Annotated in this window: 15 protein-coding genes; 3 read left to right on the top strand and 12 right to left on the bottom strand. The window is 67.4% G+C overall.

Annotated elements, in window-relative coordinates; genetic code table 11:
* Nucleotides 1-275: 275 nt before the first annotated feature.
* Nucleotides 276-4,478, top strand: a complete 4,203-nt coding sequence (locus tag EBL84_RS12000; protein WP_190287955.1) for a response regulator — start codon at nt 276-278, stop codon at nt 4,476-4,478.
* Nucleotides 4,468-7,386 carry an ATP-binding protein gene (locus EBL84_RS12005; RefSeq protein ID WP_123141038.1) on the top strand — a complete coding sequence of 973 codons (2,919 nt, stop codon included), beginning with the start codon at nt 4,468-4,470 and terminating at the stop codon, nt 7,384-7,386. The genes EBL84_RS12000 and EBL84_RS12005 overlap by 11 nt, the downstream gene beginning before the upstream one ends.
* Here the strand turns inward: EBL84_RS12005 and EBL84_RS12010 are convergent.
* The 11 genes from EBL84_RS12010 to EBL84_RS12060 all read right to left on the bottom strand — a co-directional run bounded on the left by EBL84_RS12010 (nt 7,383) and on the right by EBL84_RS12060 (nt 21,762).
* Entirely contained in the window at nt 7,383-9,968 is a 2,586-nt protein-coding gene (locus EBL84_RS12010) for an EAL domain-containing protein (RefSeq protein WP_123141039.1), read from the bottom strand. The genes EBL84_RS12005 and EBL84_RS12010 overlap by 4 nt on opposite strands.
* A gap of 264 nt (nt 9,969-10,232) precedes the next feature.
* On the bottom strand, nt 10,233-11,945 hold the full coding sequence (locus EBL84_RS12015; protein ID WP_123141040.1) for a fused response regulator/phosphatase: 1,713 nt from the start codon (nt 11,943-11,945) through the stop codon (nt 10,233-10,235).
* A 19-nt stretch (nt 11,946-11,964) separates the two neighbouring features.
* Nucleotides 11,965-12,270, bottom strand: coding sequence for an STAS domain-containing protein (locus EBL84_RS12020; RefSeq protein ID WP_123141041.1), 306 nt, complete (start codon nt 12,268-12,270; stop codon nt 11,965-11,967).
* An 81-nt stretch (nt 12,271-12,351) separates the two neighbouring features.
* The gene (locus EBL84_RS12025) at nt 12,352-13,428 is read right to left on the bottom strand and encodes a chemotaxis response regulator protein-glutamate methylesterase (protein ID WP_123141042.1); all 1,077 of its coding nucleotides are present in this window, start codon (nt 13,426-13,428) and stop codon (nt 12,352-12,354) included.
* 22 nt (nt 13,429-13,450) lie between these two features.
* Nucleotides 13,451-14,647 carry a methyl-accepting chemotaxis protein gene (locus tag EBL84_RS12030; RefSeq protein ID WP_123141043.1) on the bottom strand — a complete coding sequence of 399 codons (1,197 nt, stop codon included), beginning with the start codon at nt 14,645-14,647 and terminating at the stop codon, nt 13,451-13,453.
* A gap of 88 nt (nt 14,648-14,735) precedes the next feature.
* A complete protein-coding gene (cheD, locus tag EBL84_RS12035) occupies nt 14,736-15,347 on the bottom strand; it encodes a chemoreceptor glutamine deamidase CheD (RefSeq protein ID WP_123141044.1) in 612 nt (203 codons plus the stop codon).
* A gap of 2 nt (nt 15,348-15,349) precedes the next feature.
* Nucleotides 15,350-16,192 (bottom strand): CheR family methyltransferase, encoded by an 843-nt coding sequence (locus EBL84_RS12040; protein ID WP_123141045.1) that lies wholly within the window; start codon nt 16,190-16,192, stop codon nt 15,350-15,352.
* A gap of 145 nt (nt 16,193-16,337) precedes the next feature.
* Nucleotides 16,338-18,578, bottom strand: a complete 2,241-nt coding sequence (locus EBL84_RS12045) for a methyl-accepting chemotaxis protein (RefSeq protein WP_123141046.1) — start codon at nt 18,576-18,578, stop codon at nt 16,338-16,340.
* 57 nt (nt 18,579-18,635) lie between these two features.
* On the bottom strand, nt 18,636-19,139 hold the full coding sequence (locus EBL84_RS12050) for a chemotaxis protein CheW (protein WP_123141047.1): 504 nt from the start codon (nt 19,137-19,139) through the stop codon (nt 18,636-18,638).
* A gap of 47 nt (nt 19,140-19,186) precedes the next feature.
* The gene (locus EBL84_RS12055; RefSeq protein WP_123141048.1) at nt 19,187-21,361 is read right to left on the bottom strand and encodes a chemotaxis protein CheW; all 2,175 of its coding nucleotides are present in this window, start codon (nt 21,359-21,361) and stop codon (nt 19,187-19,189) included.
* Nucleotides 21,362-21,396: 35 nt separating this feature from the next.
* Complete coding sequence (locus EBL84_RS12060; RefSeq protein ID WP_062274831.1) at nt 21,397-21,762, bottom strand: response regulator; 366 nt, start codon at nt 21,760-21,762, stop codon at nt 21,397-21,399.
* A 555-nt stretch (nt 21,763-22,317) separates the two neighbouring features.
* On the opposite strand from EBL84_RS12060, the gene EBL84_RS12065 reads away from it, so the two are divergent.
* Nucleotides 22,318-22,878, top strand: coding sequence for a DUF1566 domain-containing protein (locus tag EBL84_RS12065; protein ID WP_123141049.1), 561 nt, complete (start codon nt 22,318-22,320; stop codon nt 22,876-22,878).
* Between the two features lie 14 nt (nt 22,879-22,892).
* Here the strand turns inward: EBL84_RS12065 and EBL84_RS12070 are convergent, their stop codons facing one another.
* Nucleotides 22,893-24,821, bottom strand: coding sequence for a methyl-accepting chemotaxis protein (locus EBL84_RS12070; protein ID WP_123141050.1), 1,929 nt, complete (start codon nt 24,819-24,821; stop codon nt 22,893-22,895).
* Nucleotides 24,822-25,111 lie beyond the last annotated feature (290 nt).

Below are 25,111 nucleotides of genomic sequence, written 5' to 3' on the forward strand. Positions count from 1 at the left end.
GCAAGGGGTCGACCCGAATGCGCCTCGAATCACAGCGAGGCGCACCCATCGCCCCATATAATTAGGGAGTTAAGCCCACCACCCAGCACCAGGTCGGCACCCTCGCACGCGGTATGCCGACCGCGGCGCATCCTGCCCACCGCCCGGAGTCCAGCGCGCATGTCATCCCCGCACTCAGCCGCTCCCCGCCATCGCATCCGCGCGCCGCGCGGCATGACCGATGGCGAGCGTGGCGATCGAGCAGCAAGCACGCACCGCCTCGGGTGGCGAGCGCGATGAGCTGGACGCCGCGCCCGGCCTCATCGCTGCGTCATCTGCTGCCGCTGTTCGCACTGATCCTGGTGTTGCTGATCGGCGCCTTCTCGGTGCTGCTGTGGTGGATCCAGGAACAACGACTGCGCGAGATCGTCGCCGCCGACATCGACGAGATCGCGACCGTCTTCAACGCCGTCCTCGACGACCAGAGCGACTGGCTCGACGCCCTCGCCACCTCGGTGGCGATGGACACGACCACCCGCGAGGCGCTCGCCGCGCGTGATCCCGAGCGTCTCGATCGGCGCTGGCGTGCCCTGTTCGAGCGTCTGCGCATACGCAATGGACTCACCCACTTCTACTTCATCGGCGTCGATCGGCGCACCCTGCTGCGATTGCACGCCCCCGAACGGGTCGGCGACCGGATCGACCGCTTCACCGCGCGCCAGGCCGAACGCGACGACAGCGACGCTCAAGGGCTCGAACTCGGCCCGCTCGGCACCTTCACCCTGAGGGCGATCACGCCGATCCACGATCGCGGACGCCGCATCGGCTATGTCGAGGTCGGCAAGGAGATCGAGGACATCCTCGCGGCACTGCACACCCCCACCGAGACCCGGCTGGCGGTGATCATCCGCAAGCAGCTGCTCGATCGCGCGCCCTGGGAGCAGGGCATGCGGCTGCTCGGACGCGAGGGCGACTGGGAGCGCCTGACCAACAGCGTCATCACCTACAGCTCACCGGGTGGCATCCCCGCCGGCCTGGATCACGCCATCGAGCAGATCGACCGCCCCGGTCACACGCAGCACGACCCCGGTCGCGAGCTGATGGTCGACGACACCCGCTGGCGGCTGTCGCTGCTGCCGCTGGACGATGTCGCCGGCCGACACGTCGGCGACCTGCTGCTGGCCCACGACCTCACCAGCGAGGCCAGCGCCTTCAGCCATCACATCCGTACCTGGGGACTGGTCACCATGTTGCTGCTGAGCGCGGCACTGAGCGCCAGCGGGCTGCTGGTGCGGGGGGCCAGGCGGCTGATCCGCCGCCAGCAGGCCGAACTGGTCGAGCACCAGGGACTGCTCGCCGCCACCCTGCGCTCACTCGGCGAGGGGGTGATCAGTACCGATGCCGACAAGCGCATCATCGACATCAATCAGACCGGCGAGCAGCTCACCGGCTGGATGGCCACCGAGGCACGCGGACGCCCGCTCGGCGACGTGCTGCTGCTGGTCGACCCCGAGACCCGCGACCCCATCCCGCTGCCCAGCACCGCCACGGTCGAGCGCGCCACCGAGCAGGCGCTGCTGATCACGCGCAGCGGCAACGGTCGTCCGGTGGTCACCAGCAGCGCTCCCATCCGCAACGATCAGGGCCACACCCTGGGCGCGGTGATCGTGTTCCGCGACATGAGCGAGGCACAACGCATCCGGCACGAGCTCGAACTCAGTCGCGAACGCTACATGCTGGCGATCGACTGCAGCAGCGACGGCATCTGGGACTGGGACCTGCGCAACAATCAGGTCTTCATCTCCCCGCGCTGGAAGGAGCAGATCGGCTTTGCCGATGACGAGCTCGACAACGCATTCGAGAGCTTCGAGACACGACTCCACCCCGAAGACAGGCGCCGGATCCTCAATCAGCTCGCCAACTATCTGCAGCAGCCGCAGGACTCTTACGCCCTCGAGTTCCGGCTCAGACACAAGAACGGCAGCTATCGCTGGATCCTCTCGCGCGGCCGGGCGCTGTGCAACGCCCAGGGCGAGCCGTATCGAATGAGCGGCTCGCACACCGACATCAGCGCCCGCAAGGAGGCCGAGCGGACCATGGCGATGCTCTCGGCCGCGGTCGAGCACAGCGACGACCTGGTCGCCATTCGCGACCCGGAGCTGCGCGTGATCGCCGCCAACCCGGCCTTCGCCCAGGCCGTCGGCGTGGACTCCACCGGGCATCTGGTCGGGCGCACCGATGCCGAGCTGCTCGGCATCGCCCCCGACGAGGAGCCGGCGCGCTCACTCATGGCCGACGAGCGCCGCGCCCAGTTCCTCCCCGCGGGCGAGCACATCGTGCGCGAGCACGATGCCCGGCTCGCCAGCGGCGAGACCCGTACCCTGCTGACCAAGAAGTACCCGATCTACGACCACGACCAGCGACTGATCGGCACCGGCACGCTGTCGATCGATATCAGCGCCCGCAAGCGCACCGAGGATGCATTGCGCGAGACCAACGCGGCGCTCAAGGCAGCGATCGAACGCGCCAACGCCATGGCCAACCGCGCCAAGATGGCCAGCCGCGCCAAGAGCCGCTTCCTGTCGAACATGAGCCACGAGATCCGCACCCCGATGAACGGGGTCATCGGCATGCTCGGACTGCTGCGCGAGAGCCCGCTCAACGCCGATCAGCAGCGCTATCTCGAGATCGCCCAGCACAGCGGCGAGGGGCTGCTCAAGATCATCAACGACATCCTCGACTTCTCCAAGGTCGAGGCCGGCAAGCTCGAGCTCGAACGCATCGACTTCGACTTCGGCGAACTGCTCGACGACTTTGTCGCGACCATGGCGCTGCACGCCCACGAGAAGGCGTTGGAGCTGACCTGCACGGCGGCGCCGGATATCCCCACGGCGCTGCGCGGCGACCCCGGGCGTGTGTTGCAGATCCTCACCAACCTGGTCGGCAACGCGATCAAGTTCACCGAGCATGGCGAGGTCGCGGTACGCGCCACGCTGCTCGGATGCGATGCGCACCAGGTCAGAGTGCGCCTGGCGGTCCGTGACACCGGTATCGGCATCCCGCACGACAAGCGCAAGCGGCTGTTCCACGGCTTCTCCCAGGTCGATCCGTCGAACACCCGCCGCTACGGCGGCACCGGACTGGGGCTGGCGATCACCAAGCAACTGGTCGAGCTGATGGGCGGCGAGCTCGGCCTCGAGAGCACCTTCGGGCAGGGCTCGATCTTCTGGTGTGACCTGCCCCTGGCGCGCCAGCAGGGGCCGGAGGCGGAGCGCCACCCACCGCAGCCCTCGGCGCGGCTGCGCGACACACGGGTGCTGGTGGTCGACGACAACCGCCACACCCGTGAGTTGATCGCCGCACAGCTCGGCGACTGGGGGCTGGCCAGCGCCGCGGCCGGCGACGGCGACCAGGCGCTGACACAACTCCACCAGGGTGTCGCTCAGGAGCGCCCCTTCGCCATTGCACTCATCGACGTGAACATGCCGGACATGGACGGTATCGCCCTGGGCGAGGCGATCAGGGCCGAGCCGGCGCTGGCCGGAACCGCACTGGTGATGATGACCGCGCTCGGCATCGCCCGCGAGACCGAGCGCTGTACCCGTCATGCCCTCGGCCTTCAGCTGACCAAGCCGGTGCGCCAGCGCGAGTTGCTCGACGCGCTGGAGCAGACGCTGAGCCGCCCCGCAGATCAGCCACGCCCAGCCGCATCGCCCGCTCGCCGCGAGCGCCATCCGGCGCGACTGCTGCTTGCCGACGACAATCTCACCAACCAGCAGGTGGCACTCGGCATCCTCGGTCACCTCGGCTTCGACGCCGACTGCGTGAGCGACGGTCGCCAGGTCCTCGAGGCGCTCGCCGCGCGTCACTACGACCTGCTGCTGCTCGATGTACAGATGCCGCTGCTCGACGGACTCGAGACCACCAGGCACATTCGCGACCCGGCGCAGGGCTTGCTCAACCGCGACATCCCGATCATCGCCATGACTGCGCATGCGCTCGAAGAGGATCGGGAGCGCTGCCTGCAAGCCGGCATGAACGACTACCTGGCCAAGCCGATCGACCGCAAGGCGCTGGCCGCAGCACTCGAGCGCTGGCTGCCGCGGCAGGCGCTCGCCCCCCCCGGGGCCCCTCCGGTCCTCGACACACCGGCGCTGATGGAGGGGCTGATGGCCGACCGCGCGCTCATCTATCAGGTGATCGAGACCTTCCTCGACGACATCCCCAGACAGCTCGCCTCGCTCGGCCGGCAGCAGCAACGGCGCGATCTCGCCGCCTGCGCCCATCACGCCCAGCACATCGAGAGCGCAGCCGCCAGCCTCGGCGCCAGACAGCTGGCCGAGGCGGCCGCCGAACTCGAGACGGCCTGTCGCTGCGCCAGCGACCCCGCAACGTTCGCCGCATCGCTCGGCGCCGTCGAGACGGCCTTCACCGATCTCCGCGCAGCCCTGACCCGACTCCAAGACACCCTGCTCCAGGAGCATCATCATGTCAGTTGACCCACTTGCGCCTCGCCGTCAGGAGGTCGCGCTGCCACAGGGCCTCGACCAGGCCAGCCGGGACCCGATGCCGCCCTGGAGTCGCGAGCTCTGGACACGAACCTTCGACGCCCTGCCCGACATGATCGCGCTGATCGACCATCAGCGACGTATCCTGCGCGTCAACCGCGCCATGGCCGAACAGCTCGGCTGTACCCCCGAGTCGCTGATCGGTCGCCCCTGCTACGCGGTGGTCCACGACACCGACGCCCCGCCACACGCCTGCCCGCTCAGCCGCACCGAGCAAAGCGGCGAGAGCGCCACCGCCGAACTCTACGAGCCGCGGCTGGGCGGTCATCTCAGCATCACCACCACGCCGCTACACGACGCCGACGGCGAGCTGGTCGGCTATGTCCATGTCGCCCACAACGTCACCGATCGTCAGCTGGTGCGCGAGCAGCTCTATCTCCGCCTCGAGTGGCAGCGGCTGATCATGGACCTGTCGATGCGCTTTCTCACCACCCCGAGCGAGCAGCTCGAGGGGGCGATCCACGACGCCCTGGCCAAGGTCGGCACCTTCATCGGTGCCGATCGCGCCTGTCTCCATGAGCGCGCCCCGGGGGGCGACGAGCCAAGGCGCATCGCCGCCTGGTGCAACCTCGAAGAACGCTCCGCGACACCGACCATGCGCTGGCTCTCCTGGTCGATGATCGAGCCGCTGCTCTGCCAGCGTCACGACGGACCGCGCTTCCTGTTCACCACCCGCGAGGGCCTCGCCGCCGACGACCCGTTGCGCGCACAGCTCCAGGGCCACGGCATCCACACCCTGTTGCTGCTGCCGCTGCGCGACACCCGGGGCTGTCATGGGTTCATCGCCTTCTGCACGGCGCAACCCGACAAGCACTGGGCCGAGGCCGAGATCGACCTGCTGATCCTGCTCACCGAGCTGTTGCTCAACGCGCTGCGGCGCAAGAAACGCGAGGACGACCTGCGTCAGGCCCGCCTCCAGGCCGAGCAGGCCGCTCGCGTCAAGAGCGCCTTCCTGGCCAACATGAGCCACGAGATCCGCACCCCGCTCAACGGCATCATGGGCATGAGCGACCTGCTGCTCGACACCCCGCTGACCTTCGAGCAGAAGCGCTATACCGAGATCCTGCGCGCCAGCGGCGAGAGCCTGCTGTCGCTGATCAACGGCGTGCTCGACCTGTCGAAGATCGAGGCCGGCAAGCTCGCGTTGCAGCACGAGCGCTTCGAACCGCGCCCCCTGATCGAGGACATCGCCGAGATGCTCGCCTTCCGCGCGCAGGAGAAGGGGCTGGAGCTGACCTATCACCTCGCCGAGCTCGAGCGGCACGCCTTCCGCGGCGACGCCGACCGGCTGCGCCAGGTGCTCATCAATCTCGTCGGCAACGCCATCAAGTTCACCGACCGCGGCGAGGTACGGATCCACGCCCGTCAGCTCGATGCCGCTGGCGCGATCCGCTTCGAGGTCGCAGACACCGGCATCGGCATCGCCGCCGAGGACCAGCAGGTCCTGTTCGAGGCCTTCACCCAGCGCGACACCTCGCACAGTCGACGTTATGGAGGTACCGGACTGGGACTGGCGATCTCGAAGCAGCTGGTGGAGCTGATGGGCGGGCGCATCGGCGTCGACAGCACCCTCGGCGAGGGCGCCTGCTTCTGGTTCGAGCTACCGCTGGAGATCGACGACAGCGCACCGTCTCCGCCGTGCCCCGCGATCGGCGCGCGCCTGCTGATCGTCGACGATCATGCACCCAGTCGCCAGCTCGCCGGCGAGCTGCTCACCCGCTGCGGCTGCCGCCACAGCGCCGCCCATACCGCCGCACAGGCACTCGGTCTGCTGCGCCAGGCGCTACGCGCCGGCGACCCCTACCAGGCGGTGCTGATCGACCTCTCGCTGGCCGCCGAGAGCGACGGCTGCACGCTCGACGAACAGATCGGCGCCGACCCCCTGCTTGCCGATACCGCGCGCGCACTGATGGTGCCGCTCAGTCGTCACGACATCCCGAGCCGTCCCGACTGCCGCTTCGATCACTACTTCACCAAGCCCTTGCGCGCCGAGCACCTGCGCCAGGGACTCGAGCGGATGCTGCGCGCCGACGAGACATCGCCGCCGATCCAGCCTCGCGCAGCCGTGCCGCCACGCCCGACGTCGCGCCGGATCCTGCTGGTCGAGGACAACCCCACCAATCAGGTCGTGGCCCGCGGCCTGCTCGCCAGGCTCGGTCATCCCGAGGTCGACCTCGCCCGTGACGGCCATGGCGCGCTCACGGCACTCGCCGGCGCGCACTACGACCTGGTGATCATGGACTGTCAGATGCCGGAGATGGACGGCTTCGAGACCGCCCGACGGATCCGCGACGGCGAGGCCGGGGCCGAGACCGCGCAGATCCCCATCGTGGCGATGACCGCGCTCGCCCAGGAGGGCGATCAGGCGCGCTGTCTGGCCGCCGGGATGAACGCCCATCTGCCCAAGCCGATCCAGCCGCAGACGCTCGCCGCAGTGCTCGAGGCGCAGTTCGCCGAGGCCCCGTCACCGCCCTCCGCAGCCGCCGCCGAGGACGAGACGGAGGTGTTCGTCGCCGCCGAGCTGCTCGAACGGATGATGCACGATCGCGAGATCCTGCTGGAGGTCATCCCCCAGTTCCTCAGCGACCTGCCCGAACGCATCACCGAACTCGGCGCCGCACTCGATGCCGGCGACCTCAGTGAGGCGGCGTTCAAGGCGCACAGCATCAAGGGCATGGCCAGCAATCTGTCCGCCCCGGCGCTCGAGCAACAGGCGTTGAGACTCGAGCAACACGCGCGCGGCGATGCGCTGGAGCAGGCACGCGGGGCGTTCGCCGCGCTCGGCGAGGCCTTCGGCATGCTCGCACAGACGCTCGAGACCTGGATGCAGGGACTCTAGCCCGTCGTCGAACGGGCGGCGAGCGCGGCCAGATAGCGCTCGCACTCGACCGCAGACAGCGGTCTGGAGAAGAAGAAGCCCTGCGCCAGCCGACACCCGTTCACGCGCAGGAAGTCACGCTGGCGCGCCGTCTCCACCCCCTCGGCGAGGACATCGAGCGAGAGGCTCTCGGCCAGCGCGATGATCGCCTTGGTGATGGCCACGTCGCTGGCGTCCTCGGGCAGCTCGGAGACGAAGGAGCGGTCGATCTTGAGCTTGGTGAAGGGCAGGCGCTTGAGATAGCTCAGCGAGGAGTAGCCGGTGCCGAAGTCATCGAGCGCCACCTTGATACCGAGTGCGCGCAGCCGCTCGAGCTGGGGGATGACCTGATCGGAGGCGCGCATCATCACCGACTCGGTGACTTCGAGTTCGAGCTGCCCGGCGGCGAGTCCGCTCTCGCGCAGACTGCGCTGGATCAACTCGAGCAGCTCATGGTCGGCGAACTGCTTGGTCGAGAGATTGACGCACATCATCGTCTCCGCCGACAACAACCCGGCATCACGCCACTCGGCCATCTGCCGGCATGCCTCGGCCAGCACCCAGCGCCCGAGCGGCACGATCAATCCCGACTCCTCGGCCAGCGGGATGAACTTGCCCGGCGCCACCAGACCGAGTTCCGGGTGCTGCCAGCGCACCAGCGCCTCGAGCCCGTGCAGTCGCTCGCCATTGAGCTCGAGCTGCGGCTGGTAGTGCAGCACGAAGGACTCCTCGGCCAGCGCCTGGCGCAGACTGCCCTCGAGCAGCACCTGCTCGAAGGCGTGCGCGGTCAGCTCCTCGGTATAGAAGTCGAAGGTGCCGCCGCCCCCGGCCTTGGCGCGATAGAGCGCGGCATCGGCGTTGCGGATCAGGTCGTCGCCGCTGGCACCGTGTTCGGGGTAGCGACTGATGCCGATGCTCGCGCCGAGCACCAGATTGTGTCCCTGCAGTTCGAACGGCGTGGAGAAGGCGCCGATGATCCGCTGGGCGACGCCGATGACCTGATCGCTCCCCCGCAACCCGCGCAGGATCACGCCGAACTCGTCGCCGCCCATCCGCGCCAGGGTGTCGCCCGGCGCGAACAGCCCCCGCAACCGGTTGGCGACACGCTTGAGGATACGGTCACCATCGCTGTGATCGAAGCTGTCGTTGATGTGCTTGAAGCGATCGAGATCGACGATCAGCACCGCCAGCTCGTCGCCCTGCACCCGGGACTGCTCGATGGCAAAGGTCAGACGCTCGGAGAACAGCGCGCGATTGGGCAGCCCGGTGAGCAGGTCATAACGGGTGAGCTGGGTATTGGCCTGATCGCTCGCCTCGAGCCTGGCGAGCAGGTGCAGTCGCTCGGTGATCTCGCGTGAGGCCTCGATGATGCCGACGATATGGCCGTCATCGTCGTAGAGCGGGCTGGCGGCGACCTCGAAGCTGCGCTCCCTGCCGTCCTTGTCGGTGCGGTGATGCACCACCTTGCACGGCGCCCTGGTGTCGAGGATGCGCTGCAGCGGACAGGGGTTGCGGGCATCGCCGCAGGGCTCATCCCTGCCCTGCCACAGCTGGTGGCATCTGAAGGCGTTCGGCGCCAGCCCGATGGTGCGCATCAGCTCACGCGCGCACTGATTCATCCGCAACACCTGGTAGTCGAGCCCGATCACCAGGATCGGTTCGTCGATCCCGTCGATCACGTGCTGGAGGAAGGTCCGCTCCTCGCGCAACGCCCGGGCACGGGCCAGGGTCTGTACCGACATCCGATTGAACGCCCGCGCCAGCTCGTCGAGTTCGTCGTGCCCGTCGCAGGGCAGCGGCGCCACCTCGCGCTCCACGGCCAGGGCGTGGGCGGCATGCTCCAGCCGTGTCACCTTGTCGACCACGAAGCGCTGCAGCAGGATGCCGCCGGCGAGCAGCATCAACGGAAAGATCAGCAAGTGGTCGAGTACCGAGCTGAGCCAGGCCGCATCGGTCCGGCGCTCGACCGAGGCGCCCGGGATGCGCACGCTGAGGATGCCGCGCAGCTCGCCCGCGCGATAGCCGAATCCGCCCTGGTAGTGCTCGGCGATGGCGGGCGGAGCGGCGGCACGGTCACCGTGACAGCCGAGACAGGCCGGCTCGACCCAGATCGGCCGCGCATAGTGATAGATGCGCTGGCCATCGGCATCGTTGAGCGCGACCAGCCGGTCCTCGGCCTCGGGCGTACGCTCGAAGAAGCGGATCGCCTCGATCTCATCGGCATCGGCCTGATGGGCCGGGTTGCGCGCGCGCAGGCTCACGGTGCTGAAACGCAGCGCGCTCGGGATCTGTTCCTGAACCGCCTCGGCCAGACGATCGATCGCCGGCGAGGGCAGGAAACCGGCTTGACCCGAGGGATCACCCGACGGGGTGAGATAGTGGACCCGATGGGCCGCCAGCAGCACCGTATGCAGGGTACGGGCATCGTCGCGCACCTGATCGAGCATGAACTGACGCAGCGTGCGGTGATGGTCGAACTGCAGGGCGAGAAAACCGATCAGGACCACGATACCGACCCCCAGCCACAGCTTGAACTGCAGTCGTGACAGGTGAATTCGGCTCATCTCGGTCTCTCAAGCATGGTCTTCTCGTTCTCGACACGGGACACCTTCCGCACTCGCCGCTGCCGGCGCCGAGCCGCGTCCGGCACCAAGACGCCGAGCGGCGCCGACCCCGAATGAATGGGGAACGAGTCATGCAAAGGTATGTCACATCCGGTGAGCGCGACAACCCGCCTGGGTCAGCTGAGCGGTGATTCTGCGACATCCGTCCGTCACCGCCGCCGACAGCACATCGGTGAGCGACCACGACAGGGAGAGAATGGGGCGCTACCAGCGATAGTGGGCCTCGACCCGCGAGCCGCTGGCATCGATGCTGACCGACTCGCACAGTCCGCGCACCAGGGTCAGGCCGCGTCCCCAGGGACAGGCGGCATCCGGAGCGGTGAAGTGCTCGGTATCGAGGGCGAAGCCGGTGCCGCTGTCGGCAACCGAGACCACCACCTCACCACCGCCCTCGACCGGAGTGAAACCGACCTCGACCCGCACCCAGCCGCGACAGCCTTCGGCCAGCCGCGTGGCTCGCTCGCGGTAATACTGCTCGAAGCCATCGGCGGTCCGTTTCATCCGCGACGAGAGTCCCAGTACGCCGTGCTCGAGGGCGTTGGCATAGAGTTCGGCGAACACCGTCTCGAGCGCGCCCTCCTGGGCCTCGAGCCCGTCGAGCAGTCCGAGCGGACCGAGCGCGGCGCGCAACGAGGGCGGATTGCCGATCTGGCCGTCGCGCAGCTCCAGCGACCAGCGCCAGCTGCCACTGCTGCCACGTACCAGCTGGCCGTTGGAGACCGGCACGGTGGCGGCATCGAGCGGACACTCGAGCAGGGCGATGTCGTCGAGCTGCTCGGTCTGCTCGCAGTGACGATCGAGCGCCTCGATCAGCGCCGGCAGCAGCGACACCCCGGGTTGCCAGCCGTGCAGCAGTTCCATCAGGCCACGCTCGATGAACATCCGCCCCTCGCGATCGAGCGCCTCGAGCAGCCCGTCGCTCATCAGCAGCAGACGATCGCCGGGCGAGAGCGCCACCCGGTGGTGCTGCTCGCGCATCGGGAACTCGGCCTGAATCCCCAGCGGCAAGGCGTGCGAGGAAAGTTCGACCAAGGCCTCGTGGGTGCGCAACCAGCCGCTCGGCATGCCGCCGTTCCACCAAAACAGGGTATCGCCTGTGGCCGAGATCGAGATCAGCACCGCGGCCATGAAGCGATCGGCCGGCAACACCTGGTGGAGCTTGCGGTTGATCGCGGCGAGCACCCGGGCATCATCGGCGCCGCGGCGGGTCATGGTATGGAAGATATCGGCCACCGGCAGGGCGCCGAAGGCGGCGGCCAGACCGTGACCGGTGAAGTCGCCGAGCAGGATGCGCAGCCCGCCGTCGGGCAGGCGCTGGGTGAGCACCAGATCGCCGTTGAACAGTGCCGCCGGGCGTTGCAGCAGCGCCAGGCGCTCGACCTCGACGTTGCGGTTGCCGACGGCATAGCTCAGCACCCGCTCGGCGAGCGCCTGCTCCTCGTGCTCGCGCTCGAGCAGCTCGGCGAGGGCGAGCTTCTGCGCCGCCAGACGCCGGTGCAGATCACGCACCCGCTCCATCGCCCGGATCCGCGACTTGAGCACCCCGAGACTGAAGGGCTTGGAGAGGAAGTCGTCGCCGCCAGCGGCGATGCAGCTGGTCATCGACTCCTCGTCGCTCAAGGCGGTGAGGAAGATCACCGGCACGAAGTCCATCCCCGAGAGCTGCTTGATTCGTGTGGTCGTCTCCAGGCCGCTGAGCCTCGGCATCATCACGTCCATGAAGACGATGTCGGGACGCTCGTCGACGAACAGCTCGAGGGCCACCTCGCCACTGAGCGCCTCGAGCGTCCTGAAGCCCTCGCGCTGCAGCATCCGCGACAACAGACGGCAGTTGGCAAGCTCGTCATCGACGATCAGCGCGGTACCGCGCTGCTCTCGTGGGCTGTCACCGACCGCGCCGGTGGTGGATACATCCATCGCTGCTGCCCCCGGCCGCTCAGTCGAAGGCGAACAGACGATCGAAGTTGGCGATCTTGAGCACTCGCATCACATCGCGCTGGGCGTTGATGATGCGGACCTGGGCACGCTCGCCGCCGGCGTGCTCGCGCAGCAGCAGCAACATCCCCAGTGCCGAGCTGTCGAGATAGCTCGCATCACCCAGATCGACCACGAAGCGCATGGTGGTCGGCGAGAGATCGCGATAGGCATCGCGAAAGATCTTGTGCAGCGAGAAGTCGAAACGACCCTCGATGCTGATGGTGACCTCGGAGTGGGTTTCATCGACTTGGCGTTTGACAGACATGAGCTTTAGAGCACCTGGGTTGACCGCTGGCGCGCACCGGGCGGTGCCTCCAGCATGAGTGGGAAGGCGGCGCAACGACGGTCAATGTGAGCGCTCCCCCGGCGCCCTCCCCCGTGCGGCCTTGAGCAGCGCGTCGGCGATCGCATGCAGCGGCAGCACCGCGCTCGCCGCGCCACGCTTGACCGCCTCGCCGGGCATGCCCCAGACCACGCTGGAGGCCTCATCCTGCGCGACAGTATAGACACCGAGCTCGTGCAACCGCTTGAGACCGGCGGCGCCATCGGCGCCCATGCCGGTGAGCAGCGCGGCGCAGGCATTGGTGCCGGCGGCGCGGGCGACCGAGTCGAACAGCACATCGACACTCGGGCGATGGAGGTTGACCGGCGGCTGATCGTTGATCCGGCAGACATAGCGCGCGCCATCGCGGGCGAGCTGCAGGTGGCGATCGCCAGGGGCGATATAGACGTGTCCCGGCATCATCCGATCGCCCTCGGCGGCCTCCTTGACCACCAACCCGGTCTGGCGATTCATCCGCTCGGCGAAGGCGGCGCTGAATCCGGGCGGAATGTGCTGGACGATGGCAATCCCCGGCGCATCCGGGGGCAACCGCATCAGCACCTCGTGGATCGCCTCGGTGCCGCCGGTCGAGGCGCCGATCGCGATGATCCGGTCGGTGGTGCGGTAATGGCGCAGCACCGGCGGCCGCGGCGACGCGGCCGCCCCCGTCGCGCCCGGCCCGGGCCGGGCGCGCACGCGCACCCGGGCGGCCACCCGGATCTTGGCGATCAACTCGTCGGCATAGTTCTGCAGCCGCCCGCTCAGATCGAGCGCGGGCTTGCACACGAAGTCGACGGCGCCGAGCTCGAGCGCCTGGAGGGTGACCTCGGCGCCGCGCTCGGTCAGCGACGAGACCATCACCACCGGCATCGGATGCAACCGCATGAGATTGCGCAGGAAGGTCAGGCCGTCCATGCGCGGCATCTCGACATCGAGCGTCAGCACATCGGGATCGAGCGCCTTGATGCGCTCGCGCGCGACATAGGGGTCCTGCGCGGTCCCCACCACATCGATGTCGGGGGCGGCCTCGAGCAGCTCGGAGAGCAGCTTGCGCACCAGCGCCGAATCATCGATTACCAGGACACGAATCGGTCTACCCACGAAGAAGCTCCCGTCTCAGCGTTCAGAACAGCTCGATCTCGCCTTCATCCATCGACTGCTGGGTGACCGAGCGATGCGCGGTCTGCTCGAGCTCGCCACGCAGCTGCTCGAGCCGCACGCGCGCCGCGGCCAGCTCGTCCCCGGAACTCGAGGGTTCGATCAGCGGCAACTGGCGCAGCTCGGCGGCGAAACGCTCCATGAAGTCGATGCGCACTTGGGCGCGCATCATCACCTGATGAGCGATGTCCTGGAACTGCAGCAGTCGCACCGCATCGGCGACACTGACCTGGATGCGATCGACGATCGCGGTGAGCTGCTCGAGCCCGGCGGAGACGTTCTGGTTCAGCAGCTGCACCTGCTCGATCATGTCGTCCATCGCGCCCTTGGCGGTGATCGAGGCGTTCATGTCCTGCGAGGCCATGCGCGCGACGATGGCATGGGTATCGGCGAAGAACCCCTGGGTCTGCTCGACCTGACCACGGATCTGCTCGGTGAAGGCCGCCGAATCCATCGACAGCTTGCGCACCTCCTGCGCCACCACCGAGAAGCCGCGCCCGGACTCGCCGGCGCGGGCCGCCTCGATCGCCGCGTTGAGCGCCAGCAGATTGGTCTGACGGGCGATCTTGGTGGCGCCGTCGAGTCCGGTGAAGATGCCGTCGATCTGCGCCGAGAGATCCTCGATCTGGTGGACCACCTGGACGCTGTGCTTGCCCATGTCGATCAGCCGGGCGACGTTCTCCTCGAGCAGCCTGCTGTTCTCCTCGAGAAAGACGTTCATGTCGATGTGCGCCGCCTCGCCGGCGGCATCGTCCTCGCCGCCGGACATCCCCTGCACCAGACGCATCACCAGATCCTGCTGGGTCTTGGAGGTATCCGAGAGCCCCTGGAAACTCGCCTGCAGATCGCTCGACGCCTGCTCGACCAGCCCATCGACCTGACCGATGAGCTCGCGCAGCTCGGCCATCTCGGGGACGATCAGCGCATCGATCTCGCGCACCAGCTCCCACAGCTCGCGATCGGCCCGGGCATACTCCGGCGTCGACTCCTGCCGCGCGGGCGGCTGCCCGGGACGCAGCGTCCACCACAGCGTACCGGCCCACCCCAGCGCCAGGAGCAGCGTGCCCAGCCAGGGCGGGATCAATCCCGGCAGCAGCACCTGTTGCAGCAGCACGACCAGGCCGAGCGCGAGCGGTGGCCAATACGGCTTCAACTTCGACATATCTCCTCCATGCTTGGCCGATGCCCGCTGTCGACGTCTCACGGCGGCCGGATCGAGGGCGCGACGACAGGCGTCGTCGCGCCGGGTTTCAGGAAAACAGCTCCACTTCACCCTCCACCTTGGATTGACGCAGCCGCTGCCGGTAGGTCAGTTCGCGCTCGATGATGGTGTCGTTGTGCAGGCTGCGCAGCCGCTTGACCAAAACCTTGCCGGAGGAGGGAAAGAAATAGATCTTGCGTGGATAGTTGCCGAGCAGGTCGCGTGCGACCAAGGGTATCCCTTCGGTATCGAGATAGTCGATCACGAAGTCCGCGTTGCGCTCCCCGACCATATTGCTCTTGAACCCCGGCAACACGTTGCCCCCCCCGAAGACCTTGGCCTCGAGGTTGTGGCGCCGCGCGCCGAGCTTCAGCAGTTGGTTGATGAGCATCTCCATCGCATAGTCCCCGTAGCGCATCGAGCGCCCGAAACGCTCATCCTCCTCGCGCTTGTCATCGGGCAGCATGAAGTGATTGATCCCGCCGATCCCGCTGGCCCGGTCGCGCACGCAGGCGCCGACACAGGAGCCGAGCACGGTCACCATCAACAGGTCACGATTGGAGACATAGTACTCGCCCGGCAGAATCTTGACGGCATCCATGTCGAAATGCCGGTCGTAGTAGAGATTGGGGGCGAGGACCTCCTCGAAACCGCCATTCATGCTCACCTCGTACGTCCTGATGGTCGCGCAACGGGGATGCACACGGTCTGCCCCCGGGGGCGAAACAGATCAGCCGCGTGCAGCAAGCTCTCCGAGTGACCGACGAACAGCAACCCCTGCGGGTAGAGCAGCGGGTGGAGTCGCTGCATCAGTCGATATTGGGTCGGCTTGTCGAAATAAATCAGCACATTTCGACAGAACACCGCCGCGAAGGGGCCCTGCATCGGCCATTGGGTCTGGAGCAGATTGAACGGCCTGAAGCGCACCAGCGCGCGAACCGCCGGATTCACCCGCACCATCCCGGCGTTGGTGCCGCGCCCGCGCAGGAAGAAGCGTCTCACCAGATCGCGCGGCAGTCGCTCGACCCGCTCGGCCGAGTAAACCCCGGCCTGCGCCTGCTCGAGCACATTGGTGTCGAGATCGGTGGCGAGGATGCGCACCGGGGGCGACCAGCTGCCGAAGGTGTCGATCATGGTCATCGCCATCGAGTAGGGCTCCTCGCCGGTGGAGCAGGCCGTCGACCACAGCTTCAGCGGGCGACGCGTCTGCGCGTGCAGCGTCTGGACATGCTCGGCGAGGATCGGGAAGTGATGCGACTCGCGAAAGAACGAGGTGAGATTGGTGGTCAGCGAATTGACGAAGTGTTGCCACTCCTCGGCATCGCTCACCAGGCGCTCGAGATAGTCCTCGAACGAGCGCAGCCCGGTGGCCCGCAGGCGCCGGGTAATCCGGCTGTAGACCATGTCGGCCTTGCCGGCGTGCAGCGAGATGCCGGCATAGGTGTAGATCAGCTTCCGAATCCGCTCGAAATCATGACTGGTGAAGGGGAACTCGCGCTCGTGCATCGTCTGCGCTCACCGGCAGGCCGCGCCACGGCGCGGTCCCGTCCTTAGGACCACTCGTACCGCCAGCGCGGATGCGCCGGCGGCCCCGGGCGAACGACCCGGTCGCCGGGCGCGGCAAATGCCGCGCGACGACCTCGGGACGGACTCAGAACTCCTCCCAGTCGCCGTCGTCACCGGCAGGCGGCGCGACCATCTTCTTCTGCTTGGTCGGCGCAAGCGGGCGCTTGGCCGCCGGCCGCGCGCTCGGGACGGTGGCGACAGTACGCGGCGCCATGCCCTGCGCGACCAGCCCCTGATCGACCTTGAACACCGAGACCACCTTGGCCAGGGCACGGGCCTGCTCCTCGAGCGACTCGGCCGCGGCCGCGGCCTCCTCGACCAGCGCGGCGTTCTGCTGGGTGACGTCGTCCATCTGGGTGACCGCCTGATTGATCTGCTCGATGCCGGTCGACTGCTCGTCGGAGGCGGCGGAGATCTCGGCCATGATGTCGGTGACGCGCTTGATCGAGGTGACGATCTCATCCATGCGCTCGCCGGCCTCGTTGACCTGGGCGGTACCCGAGTCGACCTTCTCGACGCTGTCGGTGATCAGGGTCTTGATCTCCTTGGCGGCGTTGGCCGAGCGCTGGGCGAGGTTGCGCACCTCGGCGGCGACCACCGCGAAGCCGCGGCCCTGCTCGCCGGCGCGGGCGGCCTCGACCGCGGCATTGAGCGCGAGGATATTGGTCTGGAAGGCGATGCCGTCGATCACCCCGATGATGTCGGCGATCTTCTTGCTGGCCTCGGAGATCGCCGCCATGGTCTCGACCGAGGCCTGCACCACGGCGCCGCCCTTGACCGCGACCTCGGAGGAGGTCACCGAAAGCTGGTTGGCCTGACGGGCGTTGTCGGCATTCTGCTTGACCGTGCTGGTGAGCTCCTCCATCGAGCTGGCGGTCTCCTCCAGCGAGCTGGCCTGCTCCTCGGTGCGCTGGCTGAGGTCCTGGTTGCCGGTGGCGATCTCGTTGGAGGCGGTGCTGATGGTGTCGACCGACTCCTTGATGCGCAGCACCAGCTGCTGCAGATTGGCCACCGTGGTGTTGACCCCGTCCTTGGTCTCGCCGAACAGTCCGGGATAGTCCTTGTTGATGCTCTGGGTCAGATCACCCTCGGCGAGCGCCTTGGAGACCCGCATCACGTCCTTGAGCCCGACCTCGGTGGTGTCGGAGAGCTGATTGAGCATCTGCCCGATCTCACGCGCGAAGCCCTGCTTGGAGGAGAGGTCGAGGCGCACGCTGAAGTCGCCCTGGGTGGCCGCATCGACGATGCTGCGGATCTCGTTGACGACATTGGTCATCGAGGTCACCGAGCCGTTGACCCCGGCCTTGGTGCGACCGAACAGTCCCGGATAGTCGCGGGTGATCGACTGCGACAGATCGCCGGCGGCAAGCGCATCGGCCACTCGGGTAATGTCGTTGAGACCGGTCTCGGTGGTATCGGAGAGCTGGTTGATGTTGACGCCGACGTCCTTGCCGAAGCCCTGCTTGTCGGTGAGATCGATCCGCTTGGAGAAGTCACCCATGGCGGCCGCCTCGACCACCTGGGCGATCTCGCCGACCAGGCTCTTCAGCGTCTCCTGCATACGCTGCAGCGAGTACAGCAAGCTGCTGTTGTCATCGGGCTTGGTATGGATGGTCTGGGAGAGATCGCCGGCGGCGATCACCCGAACCATGGAGGCGGCGTAGTCGGGCTCGCCGCCGAGCTGGCGCATCAGCCCGCGCACGATCCAGAAGCCGACGGCAATGCCCACCACCAGCGCGATCACGCACAGCAGCAGCACCTGGGTGGTGGCCGAGTCGACGTTCTGCTGCGCATCCTCGCCGGCCGCGCGCATCAGATCGGTCTGGAAGGTGATCAGCGCCGCGATCGCGTGCAGATAGTCCTCCTGGGCGTCCTCGACCTCGGTCTCGAGCAGCGCCTTGGCCGCCTCGCGCTGACCGTCGCGCAGCAGCCCCATCAGTCGCGACTGGGCGTCGAGATAGGCCGCGCGGGTCTCGCGAGTCGCCTCCAGGCGACGCACCCCTTCCTGTGACGTGATCGTCGACTCGAGCTGATCGAGGTTCTTGGTGATCTCGCGCCCGCGCTGCTCGATCGCATCCATCTCGCGCTGCATCTTCAGCCGATCGTTGTCGATCAGGATGTTGCGTACCGAGCGGGCCACCGCATTGACACTATCGATGACGTTGTTGGCATAGACCGTTTTCGGGAACAGGTCCTGGGTGATGGTGTCGATGTTGCGATTGATGCCGTAGATCTTGCTGATGCCAATGAACCCGACCACACCCAGCAGCACCAGCACGATGCCGAAACCCAAGCCCAAGCGTGTCGCGACCTTCAAATTCCCCATGTCGGCTCTCCCGTCATGCTCTCGATTACCGACGCCACCGCGCACGCGGCGACGCGCTCACTCGGCACTCGCGCGTGCCTGATCGACCAGCCCCATCTCCTCGCTGTTCATCAGCCGCTCGATGTTGACCATGATCACCATGCGCTCCTCGAGCGTGGCCAGACCATCGATATAGGCGGTATCGAGCACGGCCCCGAACTCGGGCGCCGAACGGATCTGCTCGTGGTGCAGCGCGATGACGTCGGAGACGCCGTCGACGACCATGCCGACCACGCGCCCGGTGATGTTGAGGATGATCACCACGGTGAACTGGTTGTACTCGACCTCGCCGAGTTCGAACTTCAGGCGCATGTCGATGATCGGCACGATCACCCCGCGCATGTTGATCACGCCCTTGATGAAGTGCGGCGAGTTGGCGATCTTGGTGACGGTGTCGTAGCCGCGGATCTCCTGCACGTTGAGGATATCGATGCCATATTCCTCGTCGCCCAGGGTAAAGGTGAGATACTCGCGCGAGTCCTCGCTGTTGACGGTCGTCGAATCCTGAGAGTCTTCGTTCATCGGTTCCTCCACGGGACCCTACTCCTCCGATGCGGTGTGGATGATGGTCAGGGCGTCTTGCGACTGAGCCGGACCAGGGCGTCGACGTCGAGAATCATGGCGACCCGCCCATCGCCCATGATGGTCGCCCCGGAGATCCCCTCGACCTTGCGATAGTTGGTCTCCAGGCTCTTGATCACGACCTGGTGCTGGGCGAGCAGCTCGTCGACCTGCAGCGCGGCGCGCCCCTCGTTGGACTCGATGATCACCAGGATGGTCTCCTCGGCGGCGACCTGCTGACGGCTCAGTCCGAAGATCTGGTGCAGGGCGACGAGCGGTAGATATTCCTCGCCGACGTGCACCACCTTGCCCTTTCCGGCCAGGGTCTTGCATTGTCCCGCCTGCGGCCGGATCGACTCGCGGATCACCGTCAGCGGGAGGATGAAGGTCTCGTTGCAGACCCGCACCGACATGCCATCGAGGATCGCCAGGGTCAGCGGCAGGCGGATGGTGATGCGCGTGCCGCGCCCCGGCTCGGAGTCGATCTCGACGCGACCGTTCATCGCCTCGATGTTACGGCGCACCACATCCATCCCGACACCGCGCCCGGAGATGTCGGTGACCGCCTTCGCCGTCGAGAACCCGGGGGCGAAGATCAGCTGCCAGACCTCCTTGTCGGTGGGGTTGTCGGGGAGCGCCACGCCACGTTCGGCGGCCTTGGCGAGCAGTCGCTCGCGATCGAGCCCGGCGCCGTCGTCGCTGACCTCGACGACCACATTGCCGCCGCGATGACTGGCCGCGAGCACGATCTCGCCGGTCTCGGGCTTGCCCTGCTCGATGCGCTGCTGGGCGGTCTCGATGCCGTGATCGATGCTGTTGCGAACCAGGTGGTTGAGGGGGTCGGCAAGACGCTCGATCAGCCCCTTGTCGAGCTCGGTGTCCTCGCCGATGAGCTTCAGCGTGACCTTCTTCCCGAGTGCCGAGGCGGTGTCGCGCACCACCCGGGGGAAGCGATTGAAGACGAAGCTGATCGGCATCATGCGGATCGACATAACCGCCTGCTGCAGGTCGCGCGAGTTGCGCTCGAGGTTGGCCAGACCGTCGAAGATCCGTTCCTGGGCGACCGGATCGAGCGCGGAGGCCGACTCGGCGAGCATCGCGTGGGTGATGACCAGCTCGCCGACCAGGTTGATCAGCTGGTCGACCTTCTCGACGCTGACCCGGATCGAGGACTCGCCCTGGGGCTGACGGCCCGGGGCCGGTTGCGGCTGGCGACGGCCACCCGCCGGTGGCCTGCTCCCCGCCCCACCCTCGGCCGCGGGCGGTGAGCGCGGCGTGGCGGGTTCCTCGACGGGGGGGGCGGCCTCGGGGGCGCCGGGCGCGGTCTCGAAGAAGCCGAACCCCTGTTGCTGCTCGTCGCGCTCGCGCTCGGCGGTCTCGGCGACCTGATCCATGCCCGGGCTGCCGCCGAACAGACCGAAACCGTCGAGCTCCTGATCGGCGCCGCGATCGCTGCCCGGCGCCCCCTCGAAGAACCCGAAGCCATCCTCCTCCTCGCCCCCGCCGGTCTGCTCCTCGCGGGTGATCTCGACCTCCTCGGGATCGCAGAGAAAATCGAAGATCTCGACGATGGCCTCACGCTCGACCTCGGTGCACAATCGCCAGGCCAGGCGATCGACCGGGACGTCGGCGGGGACATTGCGCTCGAGTTCGCCGAGTTCGGCGAGCGCCGCGGCCAGCCCGGCCTCGCGCTCGTCTCCACTCGCGCCGAGCAGGTCGGCGGCGAACACCAAGCGCCAGCAGGCGCACGGATCAGCGGGGCCAGCGGGCGGCTCGGGGACGGTCTCGAGCGCGCCGCCCTGGGACAGCTGCTCGAGCCGGGCGCAGACCTCGGCGATCTGCGGATCCTCGAATTCCTCGCCACGCTGATGGGCGGCGAGCTGGGCCTTGAGCAGGTCCCCGGCCTGGAGGGTGGCGTCGATCATCTCCACCGTCGGCGCCAGCTCGTGCTTGCGCAGACGGTCGAGCAGGGTCTCGAGGATGTGCGTCACCCGGGCGACGTCGTGAAAGCCGAAGGTGCCCGCCCCGCCCTTGATCGAGTGGGCGGCCCGGAAGATGGCATTGAGCACCTCCGGATCGGGGGCCTCGATATCCAGCTCCAGCAGCAAGGTCTCCATCTCGGCCAGATGCTCGCCGGCCTCGTCGAAGAAGACCTGATAGAAACGGGTCATATCGATGGTCATGTCCGCCCCTTAATCCTTGTCGCCCGGGAGACGTGTCAGCCGATCACCTTGCGCACGACCTCCAGAAGCTTCTTCGGGTCGAAGGGCTTGACCAGCCAGCCGGTCGCACCAGCGGCCCGCCCCTGGCTCTTCATCGCATCGCCCGATTCGGTGGTCAGCATCAGGATCGGGACCGATCGATAGTTCGGCAAGGCACGCAGCTGCTTGATCAGTGTCACCCCGTCCATCCGCGGCATGTTCTGATCGGTGAAGATCAGGTCGAAGCGACTCGCGCGCGCCTTGTCGAGACCGTCTTGGCCATCGACCGCCTCGGTCACACTGTAGCCGGCCTCCTTGAGGGTGAAGGAGACCATCTGGCGGATGGAGGCGGAATCGTCCACGGTGAGAATCGTCTTAGCCATCGAGAGAATATTCCAATTCGATTGTCTCTGTGTCCCCCATCTGGGGACACGTCATACGTACAAAAGCACGCAACAACCTCTCGTCGGAATCCCGTCGCGCACGCGACGCGCCCGAGCTCAAGCCGGAACCTTGCGATGTGCTGGGTCGGCGCCCGGCATCATCTCGTGGATGCCGGACGGATGGACACCTCCGTGTGTCGAGGACAGGATCAAAGGGGATGCTCCTGCCAAGAGCCAAGGGACTGCGGGATACGCCGACGCCGGCGGCGAGCAGCGGATAGGATGAAACGAAAGGGACCCGTGAGTCGGGCCTGAGGGCGACATGGCACATGATGAAGGACGGTCTGTTCGTCAAGGCTCCTTGTTTCGCGGCACGTGCGCCAGCGCGGCGCTCACGGCCAATCCGCCTCTTTTGAAAAGAGGACCGGATCGAACACGGCGACTCGACTCAGGTCGTTCCCGTGTCCGGCGACGAATGACCGCATCCACATTCGCGCCTCAATAGTATAGTCATCACGGACGCAAGACCACCGTTCAGCCGTACCCTCTCGAACCATGACCCACAGTACCCGGCTCCTCCCTCTCGTCACGACCCTGGCCCTGACCTCGCCACTCCAGGCCCAACCGCCGCAACCCGCCGAGATCCCCGACGCCGCCGGGATCTGCCTGCCCAACCGGGCGCAGACCACGCCATCGGCCGATTTCACCCCGATCGAGGACGGCCAGGCGGTACGCCATCAGCCCACCGGGCTCGACTGGCAGCGCTGCGCGCTCGGCCAGCGCTGGGACGGGCGCGACTGCGTCGGTCGGCCCGGCAGCTGGTCGTGGCGCGCGGCCGAGGCGCTGGCCGCCCGACGCGACGACGGCTGGCGCCTGCCGCGCGCCGATGAGCTCACCACCATCGTCGAGCGCTGTCACCCCGGACCGGCGGTCAACCCGCAGGTCTTCCCCAACACCCCGGGAATCATCTTCTGGACCAGCTCGGGGGACACCGGCGGGCTCGACCGCGCCTGGGCGGTGAGCTTCTTCGCCGGCAGCCGTTATCGCATGAGCAAGGAGCAGGAAGGCGCGATCCGGCTGGTGCGCGAGACCCCGGACGGGGCCGCCGCGCCCTGAGCCGGGACGGGTGACTACAGACTGAAGCGCTTGACCAGCGCCTCCAGGCGCTGAGCGCGCTCGACCAGGGTGGCGTTGACCTGCTGACCGTGCTCCATCGCCTGGGTGCTCTCCTCGGCGAGTTGGTGGATCCGCGCCATGCTCGCGCTGATGCTCTCGGTCACCTCGCGCTGCTCACGCGTGGCTGCGGCGATCTGCAGCCCCATTTCGTTGACCCCACCGACACCGGAGCGGATCTCCTCGAGCGCCGCGCCTGCCCGGCCGGCCAGAGTGGCGCAGTCCTGGGCCTGGCCATTGCTGTGCTGGATCGCCTCGGCGACCTGGTGGGCGGCACGCTGCAGCTCCTCGACGATGGCCGCGATCTCGCGGGTCGACTCCTGGGTGCGGTTGGAGAGATTGCGCACCTCGTCGGCGACCACCGCAAAACCGCGCCCGGCCTCGCCGGCACGCGCCGCCTCGATCGCGGCGTTGAGCGCGAGCAGATTGGTCTGCTCGGCGATCGCCGCGATCGCCTCGATCACCTGGCCGATCCCGGCGCTACCGCGCTCGAGACGTTCGACCACCGGCTGCATCTCATGCATCTGCGTGGCCAGTTGGTCGATCGCGGCGGTGGTGCGGCGCACCTCCTCGCCGCCCTCGGCGGTGTGGCGCTCGGCGGCCTCGGCCGCGGCGCGGGTATCATCGGCATGCTGCGAGACCGAACGCGCCGAGGCGGCCATCTCGGTGCTCGCCGAGGCGACATGATCGGTCTCCTGCTGCTGCTCGCGCGCCAGCGCAATGGTCTGGTCACCGGCGGCGAGCAACTGCTGCGCCGATTCGTCGAGCTCGGTGGCGGTCCCTGCCACCTCCTGAATGATCCGGTGCAGTGTCTCGGTGTGGCGGTTGAGGGCGCCGAACAGGGTGCCGATCTCGTCATCGCTGGTGATGTCGAGACGCAAAGTCAGGTCTGCCTCCATCAGCGCGAGCTGATCGACGGCGCCCTTGATCGGACGCGCGACATAGCGCTGCACCGCCCAGGTGATGGCCCCGGCCAACCCCAGCAGCAGCACCAGCAGCATACCGTTGAGCAACCAGGCCAAGAGGGTGGTGCTCGCCACCCGCTGTTCGAGCCGGGCCCGCGGCTCGCCGATCAGGTGCACCCCGATACGGGTGCCGCTGGCATCGAGCACCGGCGTGGCGACCACGAACCAGTCAGGGGTGACCCATTCGGACTGATGCGGCAGGAGGCCATCGGCATCGATCAGGCTGCGCGCAAAGCCCAGTGCCTCGGCATTGAACCAGCGATCGTTGGCCAGCACCCAGTCGCCCACCGCGGTATTGCTGCGCAGCGCGGGCAAGGCGCGGGCACGATCGGCATCGATCAGCAGGACATACTGCAGCGCATCGGCCTGGAAGTTGCGGCTGACGCTGCCAACACCCTGGATCATCTCCAGACTGCCCAGATAGCGCTCGTCGTCGAATACCGGTGCGAAGGCATGGATGTTGACGCCGAGCTCACCGACCTCGAGCCCGGCCCACGGCTTGCGATCGGCGAGCGGGCGCACCGCCGCCGGCGCGTCCGTACCCTTCGGGGTCCAGCTGCGCGCCAGCACCCGCCCCTGGGGATCACGCAGGTTGAAACGCAGGTTGTGATACTTGGTCTCGGCGCGATAGAGCGCCGAGATCCGCGCGAGCCCGTCTGTACCCAGCGACGGATCGCTCAGGATGGCGGCAACCCGAGGATCCTGGGCCAGGGCGAACACCGCCCCCACCCCGAAATCCTGCTTGGCGCGCAACCGCTCGTCGAGCACCAGCCGCAGGGTTTCGGCACGCTCGGCCACCACGCCGTCGGTCAAGCGCTGCTTGACCCACTGCAGCGAGCCGAAGCCGATGACCAGGAACAGGGTGCCGGACAGGGCGATGATCAGGAGTAGACGTTTCTTCAGCGAGAGGGATCGGAACATCACAGGGACCTAGGAAGGGGATGGAGACTCTCGAAGACGGGTGGTCACGGGGCAACAGCGCACCACGCCGCCATACCGGACAGCGGATGCCATCTGATCGATGGCACGGAGGTCCACAAGTACGCAGCAATGCCGCGCATGGTCTCAACGCCATACACAGAGCACCCGCGCATGGGGGTGACGGCAGTGCCTGGACCTGACTGGGGGAGTCTGGAGGGGACGCGACCGATATGGGCGAGGGGGTACGACACAGCGCAATACCACATGCCTGCCGGATGTACATCGAGCAG

This window comes from Marichromatium sp. AB31 (assembly GCF_003718685.1).
Taxonomy (GTDB): domain Bacteria; phylum Pseudomonadota; class Gammaproteobacteria; order Chromatiales; family Chromatiaceae; genus Marichromatium; species Marichromatium gracile.